Annotated in this window: 14 protein-coding genes; all 14 read left to right on the forward strand. The window is 70.8% G+C overall.

Annotated elements, in window-relative coordinates; all coding sequences use genetic code 11:
- Nucleotides 1-437: 437 nt before the first annotated feature.
- The 14 genes from ACFV2X_RS54470 to ACFV2X_RS54535 all read left to right on the forward strand — a co-directional run bounded on the left by ACFV2X_RS54470 (nucleotide 438) and on the right by ACFV2X_RS54535 (nucleotide 10989).
- A complete protein-coding gene (locus ACFV2X_RS54470; protein WP_385631507.1) occupies nucleotides 438-653 on the forward strand; it encodes a hypothetical protein in 216 nt (71 codons plus the stop codon).
- 114 nt (nucleotides 654-767) lie between these two features.
- On the forward strand, nucleotides 768-1217 hold the full coding sequence (locus tag ACFV2X_RS54475; RefSeq protein ID WP_385631509.1) for a hypothetical protein: 450 nt from the start codon (nucleotides 768-770) through the stop codon (nucleotides 1215-1217).
- A 417-nt stretch (nucleotides 1218-1634) separates the two neighbouring features.
- Nucleotides 1635-2177 (forward strand): hypothetical protein, encoded by a 543-nt coding sequence (locus ACFV2X_RS54480; protein ID WP_385631511.1) that lies wholly within the window; start codon nucleotides 1635-1637, stop codon nucleotides 2175-2177.
- 128 nt (nucleotides 2178-2305) lie between these two features.
- Nucleotides 2306-2470 (forward strand): hypothetical protein, encoded by a 165-nt coding sequence (locus ACFV2X_RS54485; protein ID WP_385631513.1) that lies wholly within the window; start codon nucleotides 2306-2308, stop codon nucleotides 2468-2470.
- A 73-nt stretch (nucleotides 2471-2543) separates the two neighbouring features.
- On the forward strand, nucleotides 2544-3125 hold the full coding sequence (locus tag ACFV2X_RS54490) for a hypothetical protein (protein WP_385631516.1): 582 nt from the start codon (nucleotides 2544-2546) through the stop codon (nucleotides 3123-3125).
- Nucleotides 3126-3263: 138 nt separating this feature from the next.
- Entirely contained in the window at nucleotides 3264-4052 is a 789-nt protein-coding gene (locus ACFV2X_RS54495; RefSeq protein WP_385631518.1) for a hypothetical protein, read from the forward strand.
- Nucleotides 4053-4355: 303 nt separating this feature from the next.
- A complete protein-coding gene (locus tag ACFV2X_RS54500; RefSeq protein ID WP_385631520.1) occupies nucleotides 4356-4496 on the forward strand; it encodes a hypothetical protein in 141 nt (46 codons plus the stop codon).
- Between the two features lie 74 nt (nucleotides 4497-4570).
- Nucleotides 4571-4963, forward strand: a complete 393-nt coding sequence (locus tag ACFV2X_RS54505; protein WP_385631522.1) for a hypothetical protein — start codon at nucleotides 4571-4573, stop codon at nucleotides 4961-4963.
- Between the two features lie 75 nt (nucleotides 4964-5038).
- Entirely contained in the window at nucleotides 5039-5947 is a 909-nt protein-coding gene (locus ACFV2X_RS54510; protein ID WP_385631523.1) for a hypothetical protein, read from the forward strand.
- A gap of 73 nt (nucleotides 5948-6020) precedes the next feature.
- Nucleotides 6021-6458, forward strand: a complete 438-nt coding sequence (locus ACFV2X_RS54515; protein ID WP_385631525.1) for a DUF6197 family protein — start codon at nucleotides 6021-6023, stop codon at nucleotides 6456-6458.
- 81 nt (nucleotides 6459-6539) lie between these two features.
- A complete protein-coding gene (locus tag ACFV2X_RS54520; RefSeq protein ID WP_385631528.1) occupies nucleotides 6540-7688 on the forward strand; it encodes a DUF6884 domain-containing protein in 1149 nt (382 codons plus the stop codon).
- 189 nt (nucleotides 7689-7877) lie between these two features.
- Nucleotides 7878-9341 carry a DNA phosphorothioation system sulfurtransferase DndC gene (dndC, locus tag ACFV2X_RS54525; RefSeq protein ID WP_385631530.1) on the forward strand — a complete coding sequence of 488 codons (1464 nt, stop codon included), beginning with the start codon at nucleotides 7878-7880 and terminating at the stop codon, nucleotides 9339-9341.
- Between the two features lie 175 nt (nucleotides 9342-9516).
- Entirely contained in the window at nucleotides 9517-10323 is an 807-nt protein-coding gene (locus ACFV2X_RS54530; RefSeq protein ID WP_385631533.1) for a hypothetical protein, read from the forward strand.
- A gap of 66 nt (nucleotides 10324-10389) precedes the next feature.
- Nucleotides 10390-10989: an HNH endonuclease gene (locus ACFV2X_RS54535; protein WP_385631536.1), complete on the forward strand. Its 600-nt coding sequence runs from the start codon at nucleotides 10390-10392 to the stop codon at nucleotides 10987-10989.
- Nucleotides 10990-11033: the final 44 nt, after the last annotated feature.

Genomic DNA, 11033 nt, shown 5'->3' on the forward strand with positions numbered 1-11033 from the left:
GCGCGGGCTGCGGTCGCTGGCGCTCCCTTGCGCGTGCCCCGGGGGGCTCCTCCGGACGCCCGCCCCCCGGGGACCGGGGGACGGGCTGAAGTCCGTTGTGGTGAAGGCGAGTCCACCTCGCCGTCGTCGGCCGCCGGCACCGTCGTGGCCAGGGCGAGGGGCTGAGGTCGAGGAGGGCCAGGAGGAGCTGGAGCCAGTGGTCGAAGCGCGGGCCGGCCCAGGGCTGGGGGAGGGGAAAAGCGGCTGGCTAGGACGGGGTCGGCCGGGCCCGGACATCCTCTAAAGGATCATGGAACTTCCGAGAAAAACCCTGGGCAGACCCCCCTTTTTGACTTCCCGAATCCGGTCTAGTACTGGTAATATTGAGCTTGTTGGAAGGGGGTGGCATCCCGAACAACAAGAACCACTCGAAACCCACACCACACGGAGGCAGGGCAATGACCGCCACTCGGTACAGGGAATGGGCCGAAGGCGACCGCGTTCAGGTGTCGAGCGAACATGCGATCAACACCAACGGCTGGGCGGGGACGGTCCGCAAAGGCACCTCTGGTGATTGGGGGTGGATCGTCGGGGTCGAACTGGATGGCCTGTACGGCCTTACCTGGTACGCCCCGGACGAGTTGATCCCGGAAGCGTCCAGCGTCAGCGCGTGAGCCCAGCGGAGGGACGGCCCCAGGCCGGTGCCCTCTTCTACCCCCGCCGGGGCGGCGGATGGCACCGCTGCCCCGGCCCCTCGAAACCCCACCAGCGCGAGAGAGGCCCCGAAAATGACCACCAACGCCGCCCCCACGTTCGCCGTGTACGGCCGCATCATCGACACCACGCCGCTGTACCACGCGGTGTGTGATCACTGCCCGCAGTGGCTCGGCCCGGTCACCGCCGACTTGGCACAGCACGTGTGGGACGTTCGGCAGCACGCGGCGAAGCACCCCGCGCCCCCCGCCCCCGTCCGGTGGATTTCCGGCAGCGTCGCGCCCCGCCGTGCGACACGCAGTGAAGAGGTCGGGCAGGTGCCGGTCTATCGCGTGATCTGCGACGAGTGCGGCCCCCGGTACACGAGCGTGGGCGGCACTGACCGCGACCAGCTCGCCCAGTACATCGCGCTGCACACCGCCGTGCATGAAGCCGCCCACCGGGTGGCCACAGAGGGGAGCATTGAGGCAGTGCGCGCCCATCAGGCAGCCGTCGAGGCCGACCCCGGCCGCGGGACCTACTGAACGACCACCGGGGCGGCGGGACGCGCCGCCCCGGACCGCCAGTCAGCGGCGGGGAGCGACGGCCGCCCGTCCGTACCGCGCGCCGTGCGCCGGCCCCAAGGGGGCAGAGCCATCGCGGCGACGGCCGCACATCTTCAGCGCCACCCGGCGCGCATCCAGGATCGCGACGACTGCCGCCATGATCACGACCGCGAGTGCCTTGCCGACCCGTGGCCCGCGCCGCACCGCTACCGGGCGGAAACGCTGACCATCGCGGAGCGCGACCGCACCGACAGGCCCCGGGCCCTGGCGCGGCCGCGCCCCACGGTGGTCACGGACCGCCACGGGCGACGGATCGTCACCCGTGGCCGAGACCGTGCGCCGCTACGTCTCGGCACCCCCCAACGGTGGTGCCCCACCCCACTGAGAGGAAGCTCCATGACCGAACTGACCACGCTGCCCCACACCGGCCTCGAAGTCCCCCATGACCGCTACACCCTCGCCGACTTCCAGCAGACGGAAATGCGCTGCGGTATCGCCTACAGCGCGACCGTCAACGAGGGCGGCCGCTGCGTGGGAGTCATTGAGAACCAGGGCGACGGCGGCGGCACCTGGTTCTACCCAGCGACCGCCGCAGACCGCCGCGCCGTCCACGAGTTCGCCGCCACCTGCCGCATGGACGGTGAACCCCTGTCCGAAGAGAGGGTGATGGACCGCCTCATCGACGAGCACGAGATGGCCGGGGAAGTCGAGAAGTGCGCGCGTCAGCGCAAGAGCCTGCTCCGCGCGCTCGACGAGGACGGACAGATCGGCGTTACCGTCGCCGTCGGCGCCCCGCCGGTCTGGCTCACCCGCGCCGACTCCCCGTTCCTGTCCCGGATCGCCCGCAAGCTGAAGGCCAGCGACCCCGACGTGAGCGCCTGGGAAGTCTGGACCGGCGACCAGTGGGCGCCGCTCAATCTCCCCGCCATCCCCGACTGAAAACCCCAGCTCAACGCCCCTTTTCACACTTGAGGAGCAGGGCTAAAGCTGGTAATATTGGACTTGTTGGAAGGGGGTGGCACCCCGACCGGCACCACCACTCGAAACCCGAACCGGAAGGCACCGTCATGGCTGCGTACGTCGACCTCGAAGACCCCTGCCCCGACTGCGGCGCGGACGAGGGCGAGTCCTGCGACCCCGAGTGCGAGAACTACGACGAGGAGCTCGACGGGTACACCCGCGAGATCGAAGCCCCCTCGCAGTACGAGGAGCCGGTCCCGCCCGGCTGGTAGAGGCCAGCGCTCCGGGGGCGGCGGATGGCACCGCCGCCCCGGCCCCTCTCGAAACCCCACCCACGGAGGAACCATGAAGTACACGCTGGTGCACACCTTCCCCGACGGCACCGAACGGCCCGTGTCCGCGCCGCTGCCCACGATCGGCAAGGCCGCCGCCCTGGCCGCCCGATCGCTCCACGACAACCGGCGCGCGGCCAAGGACGAGGCGGCCGCATTCGCGGACTACCTGGCGACGATGCCTGTCGGGAAGCCCCTCACGCACTGGCCGTCCGGATACGCCGCCCGCATTGAGTGCGCCGAGACGATCGCGGCCCCAGACCCGGGCTCTCTGCGCGTCACCAAGGCCCGGAAGGGCACCTACCTCGGCATCGAGGCGGAGACGTGGGAGGTGCGCACCGGCGGCCCCTTCTCTCTCCGGACGGTCTACCGGCGATGGGTCGCTGACGGTCAGCACTGGGTCACCAACGACCCCGTCATGCTCAACAACGGGAGCTTTTACACGGGCGGTGGCCCACAGCCGCACACGGCCGGAGACCTCTATGCCCGGACCATCCGAGGAGACGGCCGCAAACGCCCCTTCTACATCCTGGCCCCGGAGCGGCAGCTCCCCCAGGACGCCCCCACGGACCAGCTCCTTCTGCCCGCGAAGTAACCGGCAGGCGAAGGCCCCGGCGAAAACACCGCCAGAAGAGACCCCCTGACCGGACCCCGGTCCGCCCTGCCCGGGGCGGCGGTTGGCACCGCCGCCCCGGCACCGCTCGAAACCCACGCCCGACGAGAGGAAGAACCCTTGACCACGACCACCACCAAGCCTGCCGACGAGCGTTACGAGATCGGCGTGCGCGACGCCAGCGGCCGCTACCCCGTAACCGTCGACGGCCAGCCCGGCGGCGACATCCACCGCTTCCACGGCGAGTGGTACGCCCGCCCCCACGGCCACACCGAGGAAAGCCGCCACGACGACCGGCACAAGGCCGCCGCACACCTGGCCGACCTGGTCGACTCCGGCGCCATCGACCCCGCGGCCACCCCGGCCAAGACCCCGGCCGCCGCGCAGGGCATCGTCCCGTGGCTGTCCCCGCGCCTGAAGCCGACCCGGCGCAACATCCTGAGCGCGGGCATCGCGCTCGCCCGCGTCGCCGAACTCGCCTGGCTTCCGGAGGACGAGGACGGGAACACCACCGGTTACCCGGGATCTGACAACCCCTGGATGCTGAAGTGCCTCCTGTCGGGCCACTACGTCATGCGCTGGTGGTCGCACCTGCGCGGCCGCAACGGCGACAACACCCCCCGGCCCGAGTACCGGCACAAGGGGTGCATCGACTTCGAGGACCAGGCCGGGAAGGTCGCCGCCCTGGTGGGCGAACCCCCCATCAGCTGCCCCTGCCGAGAGGTCACCCACCCGACCACGGCCGAGGACGTCAAGCAGCTGCTCGCCCGCGCCGAGCGCGCCCGCAAGGCCGACGACGCAGACACCCTGCGGACGCTGCTGACGCAACTGCTCGCACCCTGCCCCGCCAGCAGCGCCCGCGCCGAGTCCATGAAGACCTTCCTGCCCAAGCCCAAGCCCAAGAACTGACCGACCCGACCCGGTGGGGCGGCGCGGCCGCCGACAGAGCGACCAGGACGCCGAGGAAGCCGGGCAGTCCTCTTTGTTCTGACCCCCGGCCGGGCCGGCGCCACCGGCGCAGGCCCGGCCCCTCCCGCTCCCGGGCCCGGTGGCGGGACTCCGCCGCCCCGGGGAACGACCGCAGCTAGAACCCCTGCTCAAGGGCCCCATTCCACTAGGAGATCTGGGCTCAAGCTGGTAATATTGAACTCGTTGGAAGGGGGTGGCACTCCGACCGACACCACCACTCGAAACCCATCACCGGAGGTATCCGTGAGCACCTCAGCCGAGCAGACGGCCGCCGCACGCCCCACCGGCATCGCACAGCACATCGCCGATGTCGTGATCAACCTGGTGCGCTTCCTCGGCCCCGACCCGGCCGCCATCGTCCGCAAGGACCGCCCGCAGAACTGACCAGCTCGCCCCGGGGGCGGCGGATGGCACCGCCGCCCCCGCCTCACCCGCTCACCGTCGAACTGGAGAAACCCATGAGCCGACCCGTCCCTCACCGCGCCGTACTCAACATCTTCCACCTGCTCCGCCGAGTCGAGCCCACCGCCGCCGTCGTCGGCACCACGGAGGTAGCCCGCATCGGCGGACTGGTCTTCACCCTCTCGCTCGCGCCCACCATCGTGCACGGCCGCTACCAGGGCCTGCACCTCACCGCCATCAGCCCCGCCGTGGGCGAGCTCGCCACAACCCTGCTGTCCTTCGAGGAGTACAAGGTCACCACCGGCACTGGTGCAGCCCGGCGCCGTCTTCACCACCTTGACGAGTACAACGCGGGCGACCTCATCAGTGGCGTCTCAACGGACGCTCTGGAGAAGGCCGTCGCCGCCTTCACCGCGACTTTCACGGAGCCCGCCCCAGCCGTGAACTGACCCGCCCCGGCCGGGGCGGCGGATGGCACCGCGCCCCGGCCCCTCTCGAAACCCGAACCGAACCGGAAGGAACCCGTGACCACCCCGTACACCGTCAACGACGCCAAGCTGAACGACGCGCTCGACGACGCCCACGAGCGCATCCAGCGCGCCGATGACCGGCTGACCCGCGTCGCGTGCGCGCACATTGCCGCCGCCGTCCGCGACGTCCTCACCGTCCACGAGCCGGCCGCGCCGTTCGACGCCATGCACCTCCGTCTGACCGGGCACCTCGGCAGCGACGTGCTGAGCACCGACGGCACGTACTGGACCGCCAGCGGAGAGGAGCGCCGCATCAAGGTCTTCGACCTGATGGGCGGTCTGCTCGGATGGGTCAACCAGCTGAACTACGGCAACAGCCACGTCTGGCGGCCCATGTGCGAGCAGGAGGGGATGGTCAGGGAAGGGGTCGGCTACCGGCTCGACCTCGCCCAAGCCGCGCAGCTCCCCGACGAGGTCCACACCTCGCCCCGGGTCGCCGAGATCCGCGACCGCCTGGCCGCGACCCGCAGGCCCTGGAGTGCCGAGGAGATCGTTACCGACCGCCAGGGCGGCATCGTCATCAGCGGCGACCTCGAGGCCGTGCACACCGACTTCGTCGTCAGCGACGCGGACGACCTCAAGGTGGCCGAGATCGCCATCAACCACGACGGCCCCGAGGACACGGAGACGCCCGCCGAGGACCTCGCGGCCGCCCGCGCGAACACCGCGCTCATCACCCACGCCCCCCAGGACCTGGTGTTCCTCCTCGCCTATCTCGACCACCTGGCCGGGGGAGAGGACGCCGAGGCCGCACACCTGCGCGGGTACTGCGCAGACTGCGGCACCGCGCTCTACACCTCCACCGCGTCCGAGACCCCGGCCGCGCTGGACGGCACCACCGAGTGCACGGGCAGCCGTCTCAGCTTCCTCAACCTCGGTCTCCAGCACGTTCTGAAGGTCTGAACCGCCGGGGGCGGCGGATGGCACCGCCGCCCCCGGGCACCGCTCGAAACCCGACCAACACAGGAGGACCGCCGTGACCGGCATCCGCTACACGCCTGACAGCGTCCTGATCCCGACCACCCCCGGCGCCCTGCTGGAGTGGGCCGCCGCCCACATCACCCACGTCGGGATCTACCAGAGCCGCTACAGCCTCTACAGCGGCCCCGGCCGCCTCGCCCACCGCCGATGCTCCGTCGGCGGCGCGCTCGACGTCGCCGCCGGCCGCGACCGCATGACCCCCGACCGCACGTACGACATGGGCGCCATCGCGGCCGTCCTCGAGGAGGCGTACCGCGTCCTCGCGGACCACCTGAACGGTGCCCCCGTTCCCCCCCAAGACGCCGACCCGAAGAAGTGGCGCCGGGTGATCGTCCACCAGTGGAGCCTGGCCCCCTGCCGCACCGCCCAGGAGGCGGCCGCCGCGCTGCGCGAGGCGGCCGAGCTCGCCGACGCCGCGCACCGTCTCTTCTGAACGCCCCCTGACCGGGGCGGCGGTTGGCACCGCCGCCCCGGCCCCCTCGAAACCCGAACCCACCAGGAGGAGAACCCGACTGTGCACACCAGCACCTTCCCCGCCGCGAACCTGACCGAGGAGACCAGCACCGTCCGGTGCCCCGGCTGCGGACTCGACAAGCCCACCGTCTCCGGCGCCGTCATCGACCACCGGCCCACCCGCACCGCCACCGCCGACTGCCCAGGCAGCGGCGCCCGTCGCCGCACCGACGCCGAGCGCGCCGACGACGCCCACACCTGGACGCAGGCCCTGGCCACCGGCGAGTGGGGGCAGATCCTCGGAGCACTCCAGGCAAAGGCCGAGGCCGACGCGCAGCGCCCGCCGGCACTGCCGGACCCCGCCCCAGCTCCGGCCCCGGCGAACCCCGAACCCTTCGACGAGGAGGAGTTCGCCACCCGCGCCGTCGCCGCCGCCATCGCGGCGCACGACGAGCAGCTCAGCCTCTTCGACCGCACCGCCGCCGTCCGGCCCGCCGACCGGCCCGAGCGCCGAGCCCGGCGCCGCCGCCGCACCCCGGCGCAGGCCCTGGGCACCGATGCGAAGTGGGCGATCCTGCACTTCCGTCGCGGCACCAACCGGTTCGCGATCCCCGACGACCTGCTGCCGCAGTCCACCCCCGAGCAGACGGCCGCCGCGGAGGCCGAGGGCGCCATCCACTTCGACCTCACCGAGCCCCGCACCGATGCCCGCGATGTCCTCGCGCCGCCCGCCATCGGCCGCCCCGTATTGGTCATCCCGTGCAGCGCCGCCAAGAAGCCCCTGCCCGAGGGCGTCGATGAACTTCCCGCCGCCCAGCTCTACACCGGCCCGTATTTCACGAAGTGCTTCGAGGCCGCCCAGGCCATTCCTGGCGGAAGGGTCGTCATCGTCAGTGCCAAGTACGGGCTGATCACCCCGGACACCCTGATCGCCCCGTACGAGAAGCGGCTGGACCCGCGAACCGTCGACCACGCCAAACACCGCGCCCAGGCGGCCGCCATGGGCCGGGCCCTGCCCCACGCCCCCGAGGTGATCGCGCTCGCCGGCAAGGACTACGCCGACGCCGCGGCGGCGGTCTGGCCCCACGTGCTGCGCCCCCTCGCCGGGGCCGGCATCGGTACCCAGCTTCAGCGGCTCACGCGCATCGCCGCGTCCGACGACCCACGGGCCACCGCCCTGGACTACGCCGCCCAGGCAGCCGAGCAGTAAACGGCGGCCGCGCCGACAGGCGCCAGTCGCTTCCCGCCGTACGACCGCCCGACGGCCCGCGCGCCGTCGGGCGACGACCGCACCCCGCAGCATCCCCCGGCGCGCAGCGACCCCCGCCGCGCCGCCGTTCCGCGCACCCCTACACGAGAAGGAGAACCCCTGTCCACGCCCGTCTTCCTCCCCCTGGAGGTGGTCAAGCCCCGGCCCTTCGGCGGCCGCCCGATGCGCGACGTCGTCCAGGAGCTGCTCGACGAGATACGTGAGCTCTACCAGGCCGACGACGTGCCATGGGTCGTCGGCTACTCCGGCGGCAAGGACTCAACCCTGGTCCTCATGCTGGTCTGGATGGCGCTGGCCGGCCTGCCCATCGAGCAGCGCACCAAGACGGTGTACGTCATCAGCACCGACACGCTGGTGGAGAACCCCGTTGTCGCCGCCTGGGCGAACCGGTCGCTGGACGCGATGCGGGCCGCAGCCGCCGAGCAGGATCTACCGATCGAGCCGCACCGCCTCACGCCGAAGACCGAAGACACGTTCTGGGTCAACCTGATCGGCCGCGGCTACGCCGCCCCCCGGCCGAAGTTCAGATGGTGCACCGAGAGGCTCAAGATCAGGCCTTCCAACGACTTCATCCAGCGTGTGGTCAGCCAGCACGGCCAGGTGATCCTCGTCCTCGGCATCCGCAAGACCGAGAGCCAGGCCCGCGGCCGCGCGATGCGGCGCCACGAGAAGGGCCGCGTCCGCGACCGGGTCAGCCCGCACGGCAGCCTTCCCAACAGCCTCGTCTACAGCCCCATCGAGGCGTTCACGACCGATGAGGTCTGGATGGCGCTCATGCAGTACCGCAACCCCTGGGGGCACTCCAACAAGGACCTCCTGGCGATGTACCGGGGAGCCTCCGCCGACAACGAATGCCCACTCGTAGTGGACACCTCCACCCCGAGCTGCGGAGACAGCCGCATGGGCTGCTGGACCTGCACGATGGTCGAGCACGACAAGAGCCTGGCCGCGATGGTCACCAACGACGAAGAACTGCACTGGATGGAGCCGTTGCTCGATCTGCGCGACGCGCTCGACATCGAGGACGACCGGCACCTGCGAGATTTCCGCCGGATGAACGGATCACTCCTCATCCACCGTGACCGCCTAGTCCACGGGCCCTACCTCCAAAGCGCGCGGGAGGACTGGCTGCGCCGCCTGCTACGCGCCCAGACCTGGATTCGGGCGAAGGGTCCGGACTACGTCCGCGACCTCACCTTGATCACGCTCGACGAGCTACACCTGATCCGCCGCATCTGGGTCTTCGACAAGCACGAGATCGAGGACAGCCTGCCGCTGATCTACGAGGAGGAGACCGGCGAACCGTTCCCCGGACGCACGCTGGACGAGTCCATCAGCTTCAACGCGGCACAGTCGATGATCGAAGTTCTCCGCGAAGTCTGCGGCGAGGACGAGCAGCACTACTTCCTGGCCCGCGCCCTGCTGGAAACCCACCGCACCTACAACACGATGCAGCGCCGGGCCGGCCTGCTCGGCGCCCTGGAAGACGTCCTGAAGAAACACAGCTTCGACGACGAGGAGCAGGCCCTGGCGTTCGCCCAGTCGCGCCGCGCCGCGCAATCCGCCCCCGAGGGACAGCAGCCACTGTTCTGACCACGACCACGGGCCGCCGCCAATCACCAGCGGCGGCCCGCGCCGGCACCCATTCCGGCATCCGACTTCCCACCCACGGCCCAAGTGCGGTATTTTTTTCAATGTTGGCTAGGGTGGCGCCTGGCCGGCATCACCTGCTGCACCTCGAAACCCCTTACCAAGGAGCACCACACCGATGATCCCCAACGGAATCACCCCTGCCGACGACCAGATCGCGGCCGACATCTTCGGCGTCAGCATCGGCTACTGGCAGGACACCAAGCACTGGGAGAAGATCCGCGGCTTGAAGCTGCTCAACCGTCCGGGCAGCCGCCGGCGCATCTACTCCAAGGAGCAGCTGCTGGCCGCGCACGCGGAGGAGGAGCGCGCCAAGGCCGTCAACGAGCAGCCCAAGTACGACCTCCCCCCGGTGCCGGCCGGAGAGCACCCCGACGACCTGCTCGACCTGGAGGAGTCCCTCTACGCACTCCCCGAGGAGAAGCGCGTCACGCTGAGCACCTGGAAGGGATACAGGTACGGCACCAAAACCCAGCTCCCTGACCCCGACTTCAACCTCGGCGGCAAGGAGGTCGACGGCGAGACCGCCGGCGGTGAGGACTTCTGGCTCCGGCGGACCATCCTCGACTGGGCTGCCAACCGCCGAGGCCGCGGCAACCCCAAGGGCCGTCCGGTCGGCCGGAAGGAATCGCAGTCCCGTCCGCCGAACCCGCAGGCCGAGGAGCGCAGGAAGCGGGCCCGTCAACTGCTGAACGAACACCCCACCACCCTCACGGCGAAGATGCTCGCCGAGGACCTCGGAATCCACCCGGTCCACGCGGAGCGAATCCTGCGCGCGGCACGTCTGGACATGGTCATCAACCTCCTGAAGGACCAGCCGGAGCTGACCGTCGAGGACGTTCAGCGCGAGACCGGCCTGCATGTCACCTCGCATGCCCGCAAGCTGCTCGACGAGGCCCGCAAGGCCGGCACCGACGCGCAGTGAACCCCCGCCCGTCGGGCCCTGGCAGGATGAAGATCGCCAGAGCAGGACGAGCGGGGGAGCGGCAGCGTGGGGAGGGGCATCGAGCGAGCGCTGGAGTACGTCGCCGAGCGCAGCATCCTGGTGCCGCACGGATGCCGATACTGGGTCAGGAGCCTGACGACGGACGGCTATGCGAAGGCCGTCGTGACCGAAGCCGGTCGCGAACGCACCGTGCGGGTGCACCGGTGGCTGATGGAGCTGTTGCACGGCCCGCTCCCACCACGCACGATCACGGCACACAGCTGCAACGAGTCCCTGTGCGTCGAGCTCGACCACCTGTCGAACGCTACCCAGCGCACGAACATGCGGCAGATGGCGAACCAAGGACGCGCGGCCGGCCGGGCGCACCTCGGCTACGCCGACACCCGCGGCTCCCTGGGCCGCGCGCAGGCCATCCAAGCCGCCCTCCGCGACGGGCTGGACCTGGACGCGCTCGCCGCCGCGATGCTCGCGGGCGAGGCACGCCCGCTCGTCCGCGCGGCCCTGGCGAACGGATACGACCCGGAGGCGTACCTCGCCGCCGTACGCGCGTCCGATCCGAGCTCCGCGCTCGTACCGCTCTTTCCAGCGGAGGCAGCCGAGGAGGCCCCCGCCGGACCGAAGGACGGACAGATGCCGTTGTTCTGAGACGCACCAACGCCGAAGGCCCCGCGCGTGGATGGGTACCCATC

The sequence above is a fragment of the Streptomyces sp. NPDC059679 genome, assembly GCF_042734105.1.
Taxonomy (GTDB): Bacteria; Actinomycetota; Actinomycetes; order Streptomycetales; family Streptomycetaceae; genus Streptomyces.

Coding starts and splice junctions, on each gene's coding strand:
- ACFV2X_RS54470 (WP_385631507.1), top strand. CDS start 438: ATGACCGCCACTCGGTACAGGGAATGGGCCGAAGGCGACCGCGTTCAG.
- ACFV2X_RS54475 (WP_385631509.1), top strand. CDS start 768: ATGACCACCAACGCCGCCCCCACGTTCGCCGTGTACGGCCGCATCATC.
- ACFV2X_RS54480 (WP_385631511.1), top strand. CDS start 1,635: ATGACCGAACTGACCACGCTGCCCCACACCGGCCTCGAAGTCCCCCAT.
- ACFV2X_RS54485 (WP_385631513.1), top strand. CDS start 2,306: ATGGCTGCGTACGTCGACCTCGAAGACCCCTGCCCCGACTGCGGCGCG.
- ACFV2X_RS54490 (WP_385631516.1), top strand. CDS start 2,544: ATGAAGTACACGCTGGTGCACACCTTCCCCGACGGCACCGAACGGCCC.
- ACFV2X_RS54505 (WP_385631522.1), top strand. CDS start 4,571: ATGAGCCGACCCGTCCCTCACCGCGCCGTACTCAACATCTTCCACCTG.
- ACFV2X_RS54530 (WP_385631533.1), top strand. CDS start 9,517: ATGATCCCCAACGGAATCACCCCTGCCGACGACCAGATCGCGGCCGAC.